Genomic DNA, 17,166 nt, shown 5'->3' with positions numbered 1-17,166 from the left:
ATAAATTGCTGAGCCCGCATCTGGCGTCTGTGTCCGTTTTCACATACATTAGGCGCGTTTTCCCCCCTGCGGTACGGAGTAAAGTCGTGAATCCTGCGCTGTTAGATCTATCAGGCTATATAAAATTTTTTGTCGGGCTCTTTGCGCTGGTTAATCCGGTGGGAATTATTCCGGTGTTTATCAGCATGACCCGCTATCAGGGCGTGGCTGAGCGTAATAAAACCAATCTTACCGCCAATCTGGCGGTCGCTATTATCCTCTGGACGTCGCTCTTTCTGGGCGATGCTATTCTGCGGGTGTTTGGCATCTCCATCGACTCTTTCCGTATTGCGGGCGGGATTCTGGTGGTCACCATTGCAATGTCGATGATTAGCGGCAAGCTGGGTGAAGATAAACAGAACAAGCAGGAGAAATCAGAAACCGCCATTCGCGAAAGCGTGGGTGTGGTGCCACTGGCGTTACCGCTGATGGCCGGGCCGGGGGCGATCAGTTCAACCATCGTCTGGAGCACCCGCTATCACAGCTGGCTCAACCTGCTGGGCTTTACCCTGGCGATAGCTATCTTTGCCTTCTGCTGCTGGCTGCTGTTCCGGGCCGCACCCTTAATGGTGCGCATCCTGGGCCAGACCGGGATTAACGTCATCACGCGTATCATGGGCCTGCTCCTGATGGCGCTGGGCATCGAATTTGTTGTCACCGGCATGAAGGCCATTTTCCCCGGTCTGCTCAATTAGCAGCGCACTTATTTCAGGCAATGAATTGATCAGGTGAACCGTTATGGTGCAAAAAGGGAATTTCATTGCACCATAACGATGCATTTATTCGCGCAGCTTAACTCGGGCTGGAAATTATAAATTTCATTACTGCGTTTCAGATCACAGACTTTTTTCTGCAAAAGAATGTCACTATTTTCACATTATTTTCTGCTACAAATTTTTCAGCCAGCCTCATAAACCGCCAGATAACGCCTCAGGAAATCGATTTCATCGCAGAGAGGCGCCTTTTTTCCCGATAACTGACAGATCGGGCACGTTTTTTTTCTTCTCATCCCTTTAATGCGGTGTTTTCGAATAATTTATCTATTTATCAATAGCATAAGTTATTTTCAGAACAAAAATTAACGCTTTCGCTGCCGCGCTTCTCATGATAAAAGAGAATTAGTTAACATTTTAGCTATTTTACTTTGGCACCCCACAAGGGCTTCTGATAATTTCTGGCCCAGCGTAATTTTTTTCTCCGAAAGCCCAAAGTGAGAACGCTTTTTGCTTAAGCCTGTCGGGATACTTAATAAAGGGTTGGCGTGTCGCATGATTGGGATGAATAAATTGCAGCAACAGCGGTCACTTATCGCAACTGTTCTGTTGATGGCGTTTTCGCCAGCCTATGCCGCTACGGTTCCGCCGGGGACCGCACTGGCGGCCCGTCAGGCGATCGTGATTAATAACGGCAGTGAAGTCTCCTCGCTGGATCCGCATAAAACTGAAGGCGTGCCGGAATCCAATATTATTCACAATCTGCTGGATGGACTGGTCAACACGGATAACCGGGGTGAGGTGGTGCCTGGCGTGGCGAAAAGCTGGGAGAACCCGCAGCCTGACACCTGGATTTTTCAACTGCGCCAGGATGCGAAGTGGAGCAACGGGCAGGCCGTCACCGCCGATGATTTTGTCTATAGCTGGCGTCGTCTGGTGGATCCGAAAACCGCGTCACCCTATGCCAGCTATCTGCAGGCTGCGCACTTCGCCAATATCGACGCCATCCTGACAGGTAAAGCGTCACCCGATCAACTGGGTGTTAAGGCGCTGGATGCGCATCGGCTGCAGATTACCCTGAGCGAGCCTGTACCTTATCTGGTGGCGATGTTAGCTCATACGGCGATGAAGCCGGTCTACGCACCCGCTATTAAACAGTGGGGTGAGGCCTGGACGCGCCCGGAACACTATGTCGGCAATGGTGCCTACCAGCTCAGCGACTGGGTGGTGAATGAGAAAATCGTTGTGAAGCGTAATCCGCACTACTGGGACAACGTCCATACGGTGATTGAGCAGGGGACATTCCTGCCGATCGCCTCGGAAAACAGCGACATCAACCGCTACCGCAGCGGCGGCACGGATATCACCAACAGCGCGGTGCCGCCTGAGATGTTTGGCAAACTGCGCAAAGAGCTGGGCGACGAAGTGAAAGTCAGTCCGCTGCTCTGCACCTTCTACTACGAAATTAATAACAAAAAGCCGCCATTTACCGATGCGCGGGTGCGCAGCGCGCTGAAGATGACGCTGGATCGCGATATCATCGCCAATAAGATCATGGCCCAGGGACAGATCCCCGCCTATAGCCTGACGCCACCCTTTACCGCCGGTATCCGGCTGACGCCACCCGCCTGGTTCACCTGGACGCAGGCGCAGCGCAATGAGGCGGCGAAGAAGCTGCTGGCAGAGGCGGGATTCGATGCCGCCCATCCGCTGAGCTTTACACTGCTCTACAACACCTCCGATCAGAATAAGCGTCAGGCGATTGCGGCCGCATCAATGTGGCAGAAAAACCTGGGCGCGAAAGTCACATTGCAGAATCAGGAGTGGAAAACCATGCTGGAGACCCGGCATCAGGGCCAGTTCGACGTGGTGCGGGCAACCTGGTGTGCCGACTACAACGAGCCGTCCACCTTCCTGAATATGCTGATCAGCAACGCCTCAATTAATACCGCATTCTACAGCAGTGCAACCTTCGATCGGCTGATGTCAGAGACCCTCACGGCGGGCAGTGAAGCGGCACGCGCTGACCTCTATCAGCAGGCTGAAACACAACTCGACAAAGACTCACCAATTGTGCCAGTTTACTACCGCGTAAGTGTGCGCCTGGTAAAGCTCTGGGTTGGCGGCTTTACGGGCAAAGACCCGCAGGACATGACAGACCTGAAGTACTACTTCATCAGACAACACTGATCTGATCGCCGTCCGGCGAGACAGTCAGAAAACGCATCCGCATAAAGACCATTTTGGGTCAATCTCCCTGGTACAGGCCGGGGAGCCCGGAGACGGGGGACGCCGTGGCAGTGCATCGCCACGGTGACGATAATAAAACTGGAGTGTAATAATGAACAACATCACGAAAAAAAGCCTGATTGCAGCGGGCGTTTTCGCCGCAGTGAGTGCCCTGGCAGGGAATGCGGCTCTGGCGGCTACCGTGCCTGCGGGCGTTGAGCTGGCTGCAAAACAGGAGCTGGTACGCGGCAATGGCGATGAAGTGCAGTCGCTGGATCCTCACAAAATTGAGGGCGTACCGGAAGACAACGTGGCGCGCGACCTCTATGAAGGTCTGCTGGTCAACGACAGCAACGGTAAACCGATCCCGGCCGTGGCGGAAAGTTACGAAAACAAAGATTTCAAAGTGTGGACGTTCCACCTGCGCAAAAATGCCAAATGGTCTAATGGCGAACCTGTCACCGCACAGGACTTCGTCTACAGCTGGGAGCGCCTGGTCGATCCTAAAACCGCCTCACCGTACGCCAGCTACCCGCAATATGGCCATATCCTGAACGTCGATGACATCATCGCCGGCAAAAAACCGATCACCGATCTGGGCGTTAAAGCCATTGATGATAACACGCTGGAAGTCACCCTGAGCGAGCCGGTACCTTACTTCGATAAGCTGCTGATCAACTCCGTAATGTCCCCGGTTTATAAACCGGCCATCGAGAAGTTTGGCGATCAGTGGACTCAGCCTCAGAACTGGGTCGGCAACGGCGCCTTTAAGCTGGACGCGCACGTTATCAATGAGCGCATCACCCTGGTGCGTAACCCGAACTACTGGGACAACGAGCACACCGTGCTGAACAAAGTGACCTTCCTGCCAATCAGTTCAGAAGTCAGCGACGTTAACCGCTACTTCTCCGAAAACGGCAGCGACATGACCTACAACAACCTGCCGATTGAGCTGTTCAAAAAGCTGCAGCGTGACAACGGCAAAGAGCTGCACGTCGATCCCTATCTCTGCACCTACTACTACGAAATTAACAACCAGAAAGCGCCATTCACCGATCCGCGCGTACGTGCTGCTCTGAAGCTGGGTCTGGATCGTGACATCATGGTCAACAAAGTGCTGGCGCAGGGCCAGAAGCCGGCTTACAGCTACACGCCGCCAGCCACCGACGGCATGGACATTCTGCCGCCAGACTGGTTCAAGTGGTCACAGGAAAAACGTAACGCCGAGGCGAAAAAGCTGCTGGCTGAAGCGGGCTACACCGCGGATAAACCGCTGACCTTTAACCTGCTTTATAACACTTCCGATCTGCACAAGAAGCTGGCGATTGCCGCCTCGTCAATCTGGAAGAAAAACATCGGCGTGAACATTAAGCTGGAAAACCAGGAGTGGAAAACTTTCCTGGACACCCGTCATCAGGGTAACTTCGATGTGTCACGCGCCGCCTGGTGTGCCGACTACAACGAACCGACTTCCTTCCTGAACACCATGCTGTCCAACAGCAGCAGTAACACCGCGCACTATAAGAGCGAGGAGTTCGATAAAGTGGTGCGTGACGCGATCAAGGCTTCTGATGAGAAAGCGCGTGCCGCGGATTATCAGAAGGCGGAGCAGATTCTGGATAAAGACAGCACCATCGTTCCGGTCTACTACTACGTGAACACGCGTCTGGTTAAACCTTACGTTGGCGGCTACACCGGTAAAGATCCACTGGATAAAACCCTGGATAAAAACTTCTACATCATTAAACACTAATAGCATTCAGGCTATCAGCAGTGGCGGCGCGTCTGGCGCCGCCTTTTACTATTTTTATGTTGTGAAGCAACAGCCTGGTAGGTACGGCAATGTTAAAATTCATCCTGCGTCGCTTGCTTGAAGCGCTACCGACGCTGTTCGTTCTGATTACCATCTCCTTCTTTATGATGCGCCTGGCCCCGGGCAGCCCCTTTACCGGCGAGCGTACGCTGGCCCCGGAAGTAATGGCGAACATCGAGGCGAAATATCACCTCAACGATCCGATCGGCAAACAGTATGTCGATTACCTGGTGCAGCTGGCACACGGCGATTTCGGCCCGTCGTTTAAATACAAAGACTATTCGGTCAACTATCTGGTCGCGCACGCTTTCCCGGTCTCGGCCAAACTCGGCCTGGCCGCGTTTCTGCTCGCGGTAGTGCTGGGCGTGACGGCGGGTGTGATCGCCGCGCTTAAGCAGAACACGCTGTGGGACTTTGCGGTGATGGGGGTGGCAATGACCGGCGTGGTGATACCGAGTTTCGTGGTGGCACCGCTGCTGGTCCTGCTGTTCGCCATCAGCCTGAAGTGGCTGCCGGGCGGCGGCTGGAATGGCGGGCAGTGGAACTACATGCTGCTGCCGATGGTGGCCCTGTCGCTGGCCTATATCGCCAGCATCGCCCGTATTACCCGCGGATCGATGATCGAAGTGATGCACTCAAACTTTATCCGCACCGCACGGGCGAAAGGTTTACCGCTGCGCCGCATCGTGCTGCGCCATGCGCTGAAACCGGCTCTGCTGCCGGTGATCTCCTACATGGGTCCGGCTTTCGTCGGCATCATCACCGGATCGATGGTGATTGAGTCGATCTACGGTCTGCCGGGTATCGGCCAGCTGTTTGTCAACGGCGCGCTGAACCGTGACTACTCACTGGTGATGAGCCTGACCATTCTGGTTGGTCTGCTGACCATTGTCTTTAACGCGATTGTTGACGTGCTCTACGCCGTTATCGATCCGAAAATTCGTTACTGATTGCGGAGTTCGCCATGATGTTAAGTAAGAAAAACAGCGAAGCTCTGGATGCGTTCAGTGAGAAGCTGGAAGTAGAAGGGCGTAGCCTCTGGCAGGATGCGCGTCGTCGCTTTATTCATAACCGGGCTGCCCTGATCAGTCTGCTGGTGCTGCTGCTGATTACGCTGTTTGTAATCTTTGCCCCGATGCTGGCGCAGTTTACCTATGATGACACCGACTGGGCCATGATGTCCTCGCCACCGGATACCACCTCCGGCCACTGGTTCGGCACCGATTCATCGGGACGTGACCTGCTGGTGCGTGTGGCCATCGGCGGACGCATCTCCCTGATGGTGGGTGTCGCCTCTGCGCTGATCGCGGTAATTGTGGGCACACTCTACGGCTCGATTGCCGGCTATCTGGGCGGCAAAACCGACTCGGTGATGATGCGTATTCTGGAAATCCTGAACTCCTTTCCGTTTATGTTCTTCGTGATCCTGCTGGTGACCTTCTTTGGCCGCAACATCCTGCTGATTTTTGCCGCCATCGGCATGGTCTCCTGGCTGGATATGGCGCGTATCGTGCGCGGCCAGACGCTCAGCCTGAAGCGCAAAGAGTTTATTGAAGCGGCCCATGTCGGCGGCGTGTCGACCTGGAAGATCGTCGTGCGGCATGTCGTTCCGAACGTGCTGGGCGTGGTGGTGGTGTACGCCTCGCTGCTGGTGCCAAGCATGATCCTGTTCGAATCCTTCCTGAGCTTCCTGGGCCTGGGAACGCAGGAGCCGCTGAGCAGTTGGGGCGCACTGCTCAGCGACGGGGCTAACTCCATGGAAGTCTCGCCGTGGCTGCTGCTCTATCCGGCGGCGTTCCTGGTGGTCACACTGTTCTGTTTCAACTTTATCGGCGATGGCCTGCGTGATGCCCTCGACCCGAAAGATCGTTAAGGAGTTTCCCGATGACCATTCATGAATTTCAGCCCGCGATGGCGGCCCGCGCGGGAAGCGAACAGCTACTGACGGTCAAAGATCTGCGCGTGACCTTTAGCACGCACGACGGGGACGTCACCGCCGTCAATGACCTTAACTTCTCGCTGCGCGCGGGAGAGACGCTGGGTATTGTCGGTGAATCCGGCTCCGGCAAGTCGCAGACCGCGTTTGCCCTGATGGGGCTGCTGGCTAAAAATGGCCGCATCGGCGGCTCGGCGATTTTCAATGGCAAAGAGATCCTTAACCTGCCGGAAAATCAGCTGAATAAACTGCGTGCCGAGCAGATTGCGATGATCTTCCAGGACCCCATGACCTCACTCAACCCCTATATGCGGGTGGGCGAGCAGCTGATGGAGGTGCTGAAACTGCACAAAGGCATGAATAACGCACAGGCGTTTGAAGAGTCGGTGCGGATGCTGGATGCGGTAAAAATGCCGGAGGCGCGCAAGCGCATGAAGATGTTTCCGCATGAGTTCTCCGGCGGGATGCGCCAGCGCGTGATGATCGCTATGGCGTTGCTCTGCCGTCCTAAACTGCTGATCGCAGATGAGCCGACGACCGCACTGGATGTGACGGTGCAGGCGCAGATCATGACGCTGCTTAATGAGCTGAAGCGCGAGTTCAACACGGCCATCATTATGATCACCCACGATCTCGGCGTGGTGGCAGGGATCTGCGACAAGGTGCTGGTGATGTATGCGGGCCGGACCATGGAGTATGGCCGGGCGCGCGACGTCTTCTATCAGCCCGCTCATCCTTATTCGATCGGCCTGCTGAATGCCGTGCCGCGTCTGGATGCGGAAGGCGAGAGTCTGACCACCATCCCGGGCAATCCGCCCAATCTGCTGCGTCTGCCGCAGGGCTGTCCGTTCCAGCCGCGTTGTCCGCACGCGATGGATATCTGCACCCAGGCACCGCCGCTGGAACCGTTCGGCGATGGCCGCCTGCGCGCCTGCTTTAAGCCGGTGGAGGAGTTAGTATGAGCACCGTAGCGGAAAAAAGAGTGTTACTCGAAATCGCCGATCTCAAAGTGCATTTCGATATCAAAGATGGCAAGCAGTGGTTCTGGCAGCCGTCGAAGACCCTGAAAGCGGTCGATGGCGTCAGCCTGCGTCTTTATGAGGGGGAAACCCTGGGCGTGGTGGGCGAGTCAGGCTGCGGAAAATCGACCCTGGCGCGCGCCATTATTGGTCTGGTTAAGGCAACCGATGGCCGTGTCGCCTGGCTGGGGCGCGATCTGCTGGGCCAGAGCGAAGAGGAGTGGCGCAAGGCGCGCAGCGATATCCAGATGATCTTCCAGGACCCGCTGGCGTCGCTGAACCCGCGTATGACCATCGGCGATATCATCGCGGAGCCGCTCAGAACCTATCATCCGAAAATGGCGCGTCAGGAGGTCAAAGAGCGCGTCAGAAATATGATGATGAAGGTGGGGCTGCTGCCCAACCTGATTAACCGCTATCCGCACGAGTTTTCGGGCGGGCAGTGCCAGCGTATCGGTATCGCCCGCGCCCTGATTCTGGAGCCGAAGCTGATTATCTGTGACGAGCCGGTCTCCGCACTGGACGTCTCGATTCAGGCACAGGTGGTTAACCTGCTGCAGCAGCTGCAGCGTGAAATGGGGCTGTCGCTGATCTTTATCGCCCACGATCTGGCAGTGGTGAAGCACATCTCTGACCGGGTGCTGGTAATGTATCTGGGCCATGCGGTGGAGCTGGGCACCTATAACGAGGTCTACAGCAATCCGCAGCACCCTTACACCCGCGCGCTGATGTCCGCCGTGCCAATCCCCGATCCGGATCTGGAGAAGAATAAACAGATTCAGCTGCTGGAAGGGGAGCTGCCCTCGCCAATCAATCCGCCGTCAGGCTGTGTGTTCCGTACCCGCTGCCCGATTGCCGGACCGGAGTGCGCCAAAACCCGGCCACTGCTGGAAGGCAGTTTCCACCATGCGGTCTCCTGTCTCAAGGTCGACCCGCTGTAAAGCAAAACGCCGGGCAGAAGCCCGGCGTTTTCTTATCTGGCGATTACTCCCGCCACAGGATGTGACAGAGCTTGTGATCTTTCTCGCGGCAGAGCAGCACGCGCGCAAAGACGTCGGTAATCGGTTCGCCGTCCGCTTCACCCAGCCCGATGACCACCTCGGCAAAGAAGTCCGGGTTCAGATCGAAATCGACATGATCTTTCCAGTCCTCAGAGGGGTCGAACAGCTCCGCGCCGCCGCGCTCTTCGAACTGCAGATTGAAGAGAATGATGTCGGCCGGATCCAGGTTGTCGCCTGCCAGTTCGAGAAAAATATCGTAGGCTTGTTCCAGCGTTTCATCTTCGGTAAGGCGATTATTTAAATCCATAGTCTGTCCTGTCGGCCTGTGGCCATTTACACAATCTGGCTCGTTTTACAGTAAAGGGCTGAAGAAGTAAAACAGTCGTTCGACGATGCGCTGCCACCAGGCACGTTTTGCCCAGCGCTTGCCATCCAGCAGGCGGGAACGGGCAATATAATCATCCTGTACACAGGCCAGGTCGCTGCCAAAGCCCGCATCATCCACCACCAGCGTGACTTCAAAGTTCAGCCATAAACTGCGCATATCGAGGTTTACGGTTCCTACCAGGCTCAGTTGTCCGTCGACCAGCACGCTCTTGGTGTGCAGCAGGCCATCTTCAAACTGATAAATTTTTACACCGGCTTCCAGCAGCTCGCTGAAGAAGGCGCGGCTGGCCCAGCCCACCAGCAGAGAGTCATTGTTGCGCGGGATAATGACGCTGACACTGACGCCGCGCTGCGCCGCTGTGCAGATGGCATGCAGCAGGTCGTCGCTGGGCACAAAGTAGGGTGTGGTCATGATCAGCTGCTCTCGCGCCGAATAGACCGCCGTCAGCAGCGCCTGGTGGATCATATCTTCCGGGAAGCCGGGACCGGAGGCGATCACCTGTACGGTGTGGCCGCTCTCCTGTTCAAACGGCATGATATTGCGATCGGGCGGCGGTGGCAGAATACGTTTACCGGTTTCGATCTCCCAGTCGCAGCTGAAGACAATCCCCATCGCGGTTGCCACCGGGCCTTCCATTCGCGCCATCAAATCGATCCACTGGCCGACGCCTGCGCTCTGCTTGAAGAAGCGCGGATCGACCAGGTTCATGCTGCCGGTGTAGGCGATGTAGTTGTCGATCAGGACGATTTTACGGTGCTGACGCAGGTCCATTCGGCGCAGGAACACGCGCAGCAGGCTCACCTGCAGCGCTTCCACCACATCGATACCGGCATTGCGCATCATGCCCGCCCAGGGGCTGCGGAAAAAGTTCACGCTGCCTGCGGAGTCGAGCAGCAAACGGCAATGCACACCCCGGCGTGAGGCGGCCATCAGAGATTCCGCCACCTCATCCGCCAGGCCACCGGGATGCCAGATATAGAAGACCATCTCGATATTGTGGCGGGCCAGCTGGATATCGCGGATCAGCGCCTGCATCACATCGTCAGAGCTGGTCAGCAGCTGGAGCTGGTTGCCCTTAACCCCGGCGATCCCCTGCCGATGGTAGCAGAGCTCAAACAGCGAACGCGCCACGTCGCTGTGCTCGGTGGCGAAGATTTCACGGCACTGTTTGAGATCGTTGAGCCAGCGGGCGGTTGACGGCCACATAGTGCGTGCGCGCTCCGCGCGACGTTTACCCAGATGCAGTTCGCCAAAAGAGAGATAAGCGATAATACCTACCAGCGGCAGGATATAGATCACCAGCAGCCAGGCCATCGCAGATGTTACGGCCCGGCGTTTCATCAGAATGCGCAGGGTGACACCGGCAATCAGCAGCCAGTATCCAAACAGCAGCAACCAGCTGATGAGCGTATAAAAAGTGGTCATAAAGTGGACATCCCGTTCGCGCTTTCGTCTGGCAAGTTTACGTGCAGAAGCGTACTAACGAAACCTTTTATCCTGGACTCGCCGGGCGGGCAATCGGATTTGGCATTCGCACAGAGATCTCTATAATGCCCACGCGGATCCGATGTCAGAGAGGAAGTGATGAAAAGAAGCAGAAATGAAGTGGCGCGCTGGAGAATGCTGAGACAGGTTCATCGTCGCCGTTCACGCTGGCTGGAAGGGCAGTCACGACGATATAAGCGTATTCACTGCATTCGCCACCAGCTGGCACAGCAGCAGCGTCGCTCGATTCTGTTTATTACGCAGATGGTCTAGCCTTACCCGGTGCGGGGTGCCTGACGATAACCGCTTCGTCAGGCTTCCATAAATCCCGCTTCGGCCAGCAGGCGTCGCGCCATCAGGTGCTCCTGCTGCGTAGCCCCCCGGTCGCTGACCTCATGCATCAGACACACCATCCTGTCACCCAGCGCCGCTGGCCGGCGACAACCCGGCCGATCGTACCATTCACAGGACCAGCGTCCCGATTTTCGCTGATAGTAGATCGTCAGCCACGCCGAGCAATGCGCCGGATAACCGCTCATCACTTCAATCTTAGGGTCAGCAATCGCTGCAAGACATGACAGCAGTGGCTGAAACAGCGTAAGGGTCTGGCCAGGATAAGTTTTATGCATAATTAAGTCGCGACTGCAATGCGCATCCATTCAGAGGGTTAACTCATAAGATCCAAATGTAGACAGCTCTGCCAGAAAATTCCTCTTCGTGACTGAAAAAATGATAGAGAGATCGTTTTTTAACGCAAAAAGAGGAGGCGAACGGGGGATGTACAGGACAATACCGAAAACTTGTACAACTTTACATTAGTTTAAGTGGATGTTATTCAGGGTTTTATTAAGATTAGCTCAGGCTTTCAGGAATTTTCTGGCGAAATACCTGTACAATAGAGGTGTTGTTGTATAACTTTACCCTATCGGTGAGCAAACTTAACTAAACACTTTGAGGTCTATTATGCAGACTAACACGCGTATCCCCGCTTCAGTATCTGATATCTCTGCCTATCTGCACAGCGCTTCGCAGCCTTCACAGCAGGCGATTCTGGGTTCAGTCGTTGCTGAGATCATTGGTTCAGGCCGCACTCTTAACCGCAAGGCTATCTGCTCAAAACTGATCAAACGCCTGCAGCATGTGACCAGCGTCGAAGAAGAGCAGCATTATCACGAACTGATTGGCCTGATCCTGGATCGTGGTTAATCAGCGCGTAGCGGCAGAGCCAGGGCGGTCAGTAACCGCGACCTGGCCCGCTAAGCTGACATAACCGGTCGCTGCCTTTTAACGCGCATTCCATCTCTGCCTCTGCTAGTGAGTGACAGTATGCCGGAAATGTCAGCAGCAGGTTCAGTTCGCAATCACCTTTTCATACGGCTTGTCTCAGTGACTATTATCCCAACAGGCGTTGCGCGTTCAGCATCAGCGTGACGTTAACCATCTGCAATGCTGCCGCCAGTACAATCAGCATCACAATCCACTGCTTACTCTTCCGCCAGCCCCGCGTCCGCCAGAGATAAACGGCACCGCCAGTCAATACAGCGATAATCGCCAGTAAACCGATAATCACACTCTGCATCTTTTCTCTTACCCTGACCCTGACCCAAAGAAAAATGGCTCCTGTGTCAGACACAGAAGCCATTTTTACAGCCCGCTGACGGTCAGAAGACGCGTTTGAACGGCTTAACCGACACCTGGGCGTACACACCCGCCGCAAAATAGGGGTCATCCTGCGCCCAGGATTGTGCGGCTTCCAGCGACGGGAATTCAGCAATCACGGTTGATCCGGTAAAACCCGCCACGCCGGGATCGTTACTGTCAACCGCAGGCATCGGACCGGCGACAATCAGGCGTCCCTCTTCCTGCAGTAGTTTAAGCCGGGCCAGATGGGCAGGGCGGACGGCATTACGCTTTTCCAGTGAATCTGCAGTATCTTCTGCATAAATGACGTAAAGCACTCAGTAACTCCCAGTATTCAGAATTTCGCAACACGTTAAGGGATCGTCAGGCAGAGTGCAAACGAAACCTGTGGGCAGTGCAGGGCTCAGCATAAAGGGCTAAAAAGCGCTTTTATGCAGAGCGGAGAGTGGGAGTTATTGAAACTGATTGCTATTTGCATTTAAAATTGCGGCTTCACTCAATCACTGCGACCGTTATGACCACGCTGACTACGCCACTACCTAAACGCACGTCTGTCTCCATGCTGCTGTCCGTCATCCTGCATGGGGCCGTGATCGCCGGAATTCTCTACGCGTCGTTCGGGCAGGAGATCACGGTACCTGAGGCATCGCAGCCCATCAGCGTTACCATGGTGGCACCGGACATTCAGCCCGCGCCCGCAGCAGTCGCGCCACCGGAACCGCAACCCCAGCCTGAACCGATACCGGAACCGCAGCCAGCTCCGGAACCGCCAAAGGCGGAGCCGGTGCCGATACCGAAGCCTGAACCTGCACCAAAGCCAAAGCCGAAGGCTGAACCTAAACCAAAACCTAAACCTGAGCACCGGCAGCCAGTGCGCGAGGTGAAGCCGCGTCAGGAGAACAAACCGCAGGCCAATCCTTTCCAGCAAAAGAGACCCGCTGAAGAGAAGAAGCCGGCCGCCGCGCCACAAGCCACGCCGTCACCCGGCGCCTCTGCGTCAACGGGACCGAAAGCTTTAAGCATCAGCAAGCCGGGCTATCCACCGCGCGCGTTTGCCCTGCGGATAGAGGGGCGCGTCAGGGTGAAGTTTGATGTAGACAGTGACGGACGGGTCGATAATATCGACATTCTCTCCGCGCAGCCGGCGAACATGTTCGAACGGACCGTTAAGCAGGCGATGAAAACGTGGCGCTACCAGAGCGGCCGTCCTGCGCAGGGTATGACCATGAATATCGTGTTCAAAATCAATGGCGGAGCCAGTATCGAATAAGCGCGGGGGTCAGACCGCCAGGGCTGACCCGTCACTCACTCGCCTGCGGGCTGATTGGCGCGACCGGCGGGCAGAGGGCGCGATTTGCCCTCGTTATCGACAGCCACGTAGATGAATACCGCTTCCGTGGCACAGTAAGTCTGACCGATCGGCTCAGACGACACCTTTTTGATCCACACTTCGACGTTAATCGTCATGGAGCTGTTGCCGGTGCGGATGCAGCTCGCATGGCAGCTCACCACGTCGCCCACCGCGACCGGTTTCATGAATGACATGCCATCGACCCGCACGGTCACCACGCGGCCTTCTGCAATCTCTTTAGCCAGAATTGCGCCGCCCATATCCATCTGTGACATCAGCCAGCCGCCAAAAATATCACCGTTGGCGTTGGTATCTGCCGGCATGGCGAGCGTACGCAGCACCATTTCGCCTTGCGGCAATTTATGTTTTTCGTCCATTGCGTCCACTTATTTGCAGGTTAGTGCTAAAAAAAATGCCCGGCGAACCGGGCTGCGTCATTATTTTTGTTCCTGCTGCGGCATCTGTCGCCAGATATAGAGCCCACTGAGCAGGGTAAACAGGAGCGTCAGGCCGGAAAGACCGAAAACTTTGAAGTTAACCCAGAAGGCCTGCGATAACCAAAAGGCGACATAGATATTCACCAGGCCGCAGATGAGAAAGAACAGCGCCCAGGCAATATTGAGCCGTCGCCAGACAGCGTCGGGCAGCTGCAGCTCTTTGCCCAGCATACGCTGAATCAGGGTCTGCTGCATAAACCACTGGCTGTAGAGCAGGGCGGCGGCAAACAGGCTGTAGATCACGGTAACTTTCCACTTAATGAACTCATCGTTGTGGAATACCAGCGTCAGGGTGCCAAACACGGCCACCAGCACAAAGGTGAAAATCGTCATCTTTTCCAGCTTACGATAGAGCACCCAGCTGACGACCAGCGCCAGGCCGGTGGCGACGATCAGTGCGCCGGAAGCTACAAAGATGTCATACAGCTTGTAGAAGATGAAAAAAACCACCAGGGGAAGAAAGTCGAGTAGCTGCTTCATAGTTTTTCCATTCAGAGTTGGCTGCGGATCTGCCCGGGGGCAGATCGCGAATCAACGTAACAGCATATAGAGACGATAGAGATAGATAATCAACATCGCCGAAACCAGATTACCCGCTGCGGTGAAAATCACCGATGAGACATTAAGCGGTAACACAGTCAGCGACGAGAAGAACAGCATCACCACAACTTTGGCCAGCAGCCAGAGCAGGATCGCGGGCGCGATCAGCTTCACGTTCTTCCACGCCATCCGCATGCTGGCGCGCATGGCGGCAAAGACGCCCATTTTCTCACGGGCCACCATTACCGGCGCCAGCGACAGCAGCATGGTCAGCAGAATCCCTGGCACTACCAGCACCATAAAGCCCAGTTGCGCCACCAGCGTCATCAGGAAGGTGAGCAGCAGCAGTTTAGGCAGCATTGGCACGGAGGCGCCAATTGCCCGCAGCGCGCTGACACGCTGGCCGGAAGAGACCAGCGGGATCAGGCAGAGCATGCCGCCCAGCAGCAGCGTATTGCCCATCAGCGCCGCAAAGGTGCTGGCAGCCGAGGCGTGCAGCAGGACCTGCTGCTGCTCCGGAGACATATTCTGCACCATCTCAAACAGCGAACTGGCGCTGACGTCACTCTGCTGGAGTATGGCCATCTGGTCGGCACCGGGTGTCAGCACATGCACCAGCATAACGGTAATAAAAGCGGTCAGCAGCGACAGCAACAGCAACGTAGCCAGTTGATGACGCGCAAAATTTCCTGTGTCACGGTATAACGAGCTGGCCGTGATAGACATGTACACTCCTTGGAGGAACCGGGTTAATTAACCCGGCGATTGTACATGTTCTGGCAGCTCGCGGGCACCCGCCGTGGCATAACTTTCTGTCATATCAGGTAAAGAAGGCGCAAAAAGCGCAGGAAGACCATAACGGGCGCGGGCGCGATCGCAGGCTTCGTTAGGAATGCCCGCCTCACCAGACATGGCAAACTCCCGACAGGGCGTCGGACGTTGCTCATAAATCCCGCAGGAGACACAGCCACCGATTTCGCCCTCAAGAGCGACGCAGCGGGGCGTGCGATCGTTCGTCCCCCGCATATTGCGCATCAACAGGCTCAGTGGTTCGGTTAAGTGGGTTGGCACCAGTCCGCCAGCATCATCGGCTTCGGCCCAGTAAAAAGAGACGCGGAAATGGGCGCAGCAGGCGCCACAGCTGACACAGGGATTCGTTATTTCATGCATTTGATCACCCGCCCCTCCCAGGGCATCGAACCAAAATCAACAAGGAAGAGAAGCAAAATAGGCTGGCCGAAATTATTCAGCAAGCGCTATTTTTCGCAGCCAGCCGGTGCTGAAATTGATCTAAATCAATTCATTGTTTTATAAGCAGTTTATCTGAAGCGTTCAGAGTGCAATTTTCTGTAAATCACGTTAAAAAATTGCCAGCTAAAAAAGCGATGACGTTCGCGATGTTAACATTAAGCAAAGGAGTGATAATGAAACTGGCAAAATGCGCAATGCTGCTGGCACTGGCGTTGCCTCAGCTGGCAATGGCCCACGAAGCGGGTGACTTCTTTATGCGGGCTGGCAGTGCCACCGTCCGGCCCACCGAGGGTTCCGATAACGTGTTAGGCATGGGGGAATTCAGTGCCTCCAATGACACGCAGCTGGGCCTGACATTTACTTATATGGCAACAGATAATATAGGGGTCGAGCTGCTGGCCGCCACGCCATTCCGGCATAAAGTGGGCCTTGGCCCGACCGGTACGCTGGCGACGGTGCGCCAGTTGCCACCTACGCTGATGGCGCAGTACTACTTCTTTGACAGCAAAAGCCCGGTGCGTCCTTACGTGGGCGTGGGCGTGAACTACACCACTTTTTACGATGCTAAATTCAACCAGACCGGCCGTGATGCGGGTCTGACCGACCTCAGCGTGAAGGACTCCTGGGGCGTGGCGGGTCAGGTGGGTCTCGATTATCAGATCAATCGCGACTGGATGCTGAATGCGTCGCTGTGGTACATGGATATCGATACGGAAGTGAAGTTTAAAGCGGGGGGCGAACAGCAGAACATCAACATGCGCGTCGATCCCTGGGTGTTCTTCTTCGGCGCGGGCTACCGTTTCTGACAATAAAAAAGGCCGCTGAATCCGCGGCCTTTTTGTCGATCAGAGGTTACTTGATCTGCATGTTGTTAACAACCGATCTTACGCCCGCCACGCTGCGTGTCACCTGAACGGCACGGTTGGCCATCTGTGGTGATGAAACAAAGCCGCTCAGCTGAACTTTGCCTTTAAAGGTTTCTACGTTGATTTCCGTCGACTTCAGCGACTCATCTTTCAGCAGCGCACCTTTGACTTTGGTGGTAACGACGGTGTCATCGATATAGCCACCGGTTCCCTCTTTAGTTGCGGTTGGCGCACAGGCGCTCAGTGTCAGCGCAACCACGCCTGCCAGTACAGCACCTGCCAGCATTTTAACGAATTTCATTGCTTTCTCTCCCTGTCACAAATTGGATGCGACGTTACCGTAACGGCGCACTGTCATTGTGGTGCAGATTTGACGAAAAGGGCAAATGGCGGCGGA

General features: G+C 55.5%; 21 protein-coding genes. 11 read left to right on the top strand and 10 right to left on the bottom strand.

The genetic code is table 11. The features are described from left to right. The first annotated feature begins 86 nt into the window (after nt 1-86). The 7 genes from ACR6AS_RS06375 to oppF all read left to right on the top strand — a co-directional run bounded on the left by ACR6AS_RS06375 (nt 87) and on the right by oppF (nt 8,690). Entirely contained in the window at nt 87-734 is a 648-nt protein-coding gene (locus ACR6AS_RS06375; protein ID WP_111140040.1) for a YchE family NAAT transporter, read from the top strand. A gap of 582 nt (nt 735-1,316) precedes the next feature. Continuing rightward, the gene (locus ACR6AS_RS06370) at nt 1,317-2,942 is read left to right on the top strand and encodes an ABC transporter substrate-binding protein (RefSeq protein WP_434161512.1); all 1,626 of its coding nucleotides are present in this window, start codon (nt 1,317-1,319) and stop codon (nt 2,940-2,942) included. Nucleotides 2,943-3,093: 151 nt separating this feature from the next. After that, complete coding sequence (oppA, locus tag ACR6AS_RS06365; protein WP_434161510.1) at nt 3,094-4,734, top strand: oligopeptide ABC transporter substrate-binding protein OppA; 1,641 nt, start codon at nt 3,094-3,096, stop codon at nt 4,732-4,734. Nucleotides 4,735-4,823: 89 nt separating this feature from the next. Continuing rightward, the gene (gene oppB, locus ACR6AS_RS06360; RefSeq protein ID WP_111140042.1) at nt 4,824-5,744 is read left to right on the top strand and encodes an oligopeptide ABC transporter permease OppB; all 921 of its coding nucleotides are present in this window, start codon (nt 4,824-4,826) and stop codon (nt 5,742-5,744) included. A gap of 14 nt (nt 5,745-5,758) precedes the next feature. Beyond that, nucleotides 5,759-6,667, top strand: a complete 909-nt coding sequence (oppC, locus tag ACR6AS_RS06355; protein WP_111140043.1) for an oligopeptide ABC transporter permease OppC — start codon at nt 5,759-5,761, stop codon at nt 6,665-6,667. Between the two features lie 11 nt (nt 6,668-6,678). Next, complete coding sequence (locus tag ACR6AS_RS06350) at nt 6,679-7,692, top strand: ABC transporter ATP-binding protein (RefSeq protein ID WP_293771055.1); 1,014 nt, start codon at nt 6,679-6,681, stop codon at nt 7,690-7,692. Then, on the top strand, nt 7,689-8,690 hold the full coding sequence (oppF, locus tag ACR6AS_RS06345; protein ID WP_111140045.1) for a murein tripeptide/oligopeptide ABC transporter ATP binding protein OppF: 1,002 nt from the start codon (nt 7,689-7,691) through the stop codon (nt 8,688-8,690). The genes ACR6AS_RS06350 and oppF overlap by 4 nt, the downstream gene beginning before the upstream one ends. Before the next feature lie 43 nt (nt 8,691-8,733). Here oppF and ACR6AS_RS06340 read toward each other — a convergent pair whose 3' ends face one another. Further along, nucleotides 8,734-9,057 (bottom strand): HI1450 family dsDNA-mimic protein, encoded by a 324-nt coding sequence (locus ACR6AS_RS06340; protein ID WP_009089915.1) that lies wholly within the window; start codon nt 9,055-9,057, stop codon nt 8,734-8,736. Nucleotides 9,058-9,102: 45 nt separating this feature from the next. Next, nucleotides 9,103-10,563 (bottom strand): cardiolipin synthase, encoded by a 1,461-nt coding sequence (gene cls / locus ACR6AS_RS06335; RefSeq protein ID WP_111140046.1) that lies wholly within the window; start codon nt 10,561-10,563, stop codon nt 9,103-9,105. 159 nt (nt 10,564-10,722) lie between these two features. On the opposite strand from cls, the gene ACR6AS_RS06330 reads away from it, so the two are divergent. Next, nucleotides 10,723-10,896, top strand: coding sequence for a YciY family protein (locus ACR6AS_RS06330; protein ID WP_128084052.1), 174 nt, complete (start codon nt 10,723-10,725; stop codon nt 10,894-10,896). A 38-nt stretch (nt 10,897-10,934) separates the two neighbouring features. Here ACR6AS_RS06330 and ACR6AS_RS06325 read toward each other — a convergent pair whose 3' ends face one another. Further along, nucleotides 10,935-11,252 carry a hypothetical protein gene (locus ACR6AS_RS06325; protein WP_367395532.1) on the bottom strand — a complete coding sequence of 106 codons (318 nt, stop codon included), beginning with the start codon at nt 11,250-11,252 and terminating at the stop codon, nt 10,935-10,937. A 334-nt stretch (nt 11,253-11,586) separates the two neighbouring features. Here ACR6AS_RS06325 and ycgZ point away from each other — a divergent pair, with 334 nt between their 5' ends. Further along, nucleotides 11,587-11,829 carry a regulatory protein YcgZ gene (gene ycgZ / locus ACR6AS_RS06320; RefSeq protein ID WP_418797948.1) on the top strand — a complete coding sequence of 81 codons (243 nt, stop codon included), beginning with the start codon at nt 11,587-11,589 and terminating at the stop codon, nt 11,827-11,829. Nucleotides 11,830-12,016: 187 nt separating this feature from the next. On the opposite strand, the gene ACR6AS_RS06315 is transcribed toward ycgZ, so the two are convergent. Further along, nucleotides 12,017-12,202: a hypothetical protein gene (locus tag ACR6AS_RS06315; protein WP_111140049.1), complete on the bottom strand. Its 186-nt coding sequence runs from the start codon at nt 12,200-12,202 to the stop codon at nt 12,017-12,019. Nucleotides 12,203-12,284: 82 nt separating this feature from the next. Next, complete coding sequence (locus tag ACR6AS_RS06310; RefSeq protein WP_111140050.1) at nt 12,285-12,581, bottom strand: YciI family protein; 297 nt, start codon at nt 12,579-12,581, stop codon at nt 12,285-12,287. 197 nt (nt 12,582-12,778) lie between these two features. Between ACR6AS_RS06310 and tonB the strand changes: the two genes are divergently transcribed. Then, complete coding sequence (tonB, locus tag ACR6AS_RS06305) at nt 12,779-13,534, top strand: TonB system transport protein TonB (protein WP_434161506.1); 756 nt, start codon at nt 12,779-12,781, stop codon at nt 13,532-13,534. A 35-nt stretch (nt 13,535-13,569) separates the two neighbouring features. Here tonB and yciA read toward each other — a convergent pair whose 3' ends face one another. The 4 genes from yciA to ACR6AS_RS06285 are packed head-to-tail and all read right to left on the bottom strand — an operon-like array spanning nt 13,570 to nt 15,822. Further along, nucleotides 13,570-13,992 (bottom strand): acyl-CoA thioester hydrolase YciA, encoded by a 423-nt coding sequence (gene yciA / locus ACR6AS_RS06300; RefSeq protein ID WP_111140052.1) that lies wholly within the window; start codon nt 13,990-13,992, stop codon nt 13,570-13,572. Between the two features lie 60 nt (nt 13,993-14,052). Then, complete coding sequence (locus ACR6AS_RS06295) at nt 14,053-14,592, bottom strand: septation protein A (RefSeq protein ID WP_111140053.1); 540 nt, start codon at nt 14,590-14,592, stop codon at nt 14,053-14,055. A 51-nt stretch (nt 14,593-14,643) separates the two neighbouring features. After that, a complete protein-coding gene (locus ACR6AS_RS06290) occupies nt 14,644-15,378 on the bottom strand; it encodes a YciC family protein (RefSeq protein WP_111140054.1) in 735 nt (244 codons plus the stop codon). 27 nt (nt 15,379-15,405) lie between these two features. Beyond that, nucleotides 15,406-15,822, bottom strand: a complete 417-nt coding sequence (locus ACR6AS_RS06285; protein WP_111140055.1) for a YkgJ family cysteine cluster protein — start codon at nt 15,820-15,822, stop codon at nt 15,406-15,408. 254 nt (nt 15,823-16,076) lie between these two features. Between ACR6AS_RS06285 and ompW the strand changes: the two genes are divergently transcribed. Then, nucleotides 16,077-16,709, top strand: coding sequence for an outer membrane protein OmpW (gene ompW, locus ACR6AS_RS06280; protein ID WP_233498986.1), 633 nt, complete (start codon nt 16,077-16,079; stop codon nt 16,707-16,709). A gap of 46 nt (nt 16,710-16,755) precedes the next feature. Here ompW and ACR6AS_RS06275 read toward each other — a convergent pair whose 3' ends face one another. Beyond that, nucleotides 16,756-17,070 (bottom strand): BON domain-containing protein, encoded by a 315-nt coding sequence (locus ACR6AS_RS06275; protein WP_111140057.1) that lies wholly within the window; start codon nt 17,068-17,070, stop codon nt 16,756-16,758. Nucleotides 17,071-17,166 lie beyond the last annotated feature (96 nt).

The organism is Pantoea phosphatilytica, assembly GCF_051025615.1.
Lineage (GTDB): Bacteria > Pseudomonadota > Gammaproteobacteria > Enterobacterales > Enterobacteriaceae > Pantoea.
Note: the sequence above shows the minus strand (reverse complement) of the source record. Positions and strands in the feature narration are given on the sequence as shown.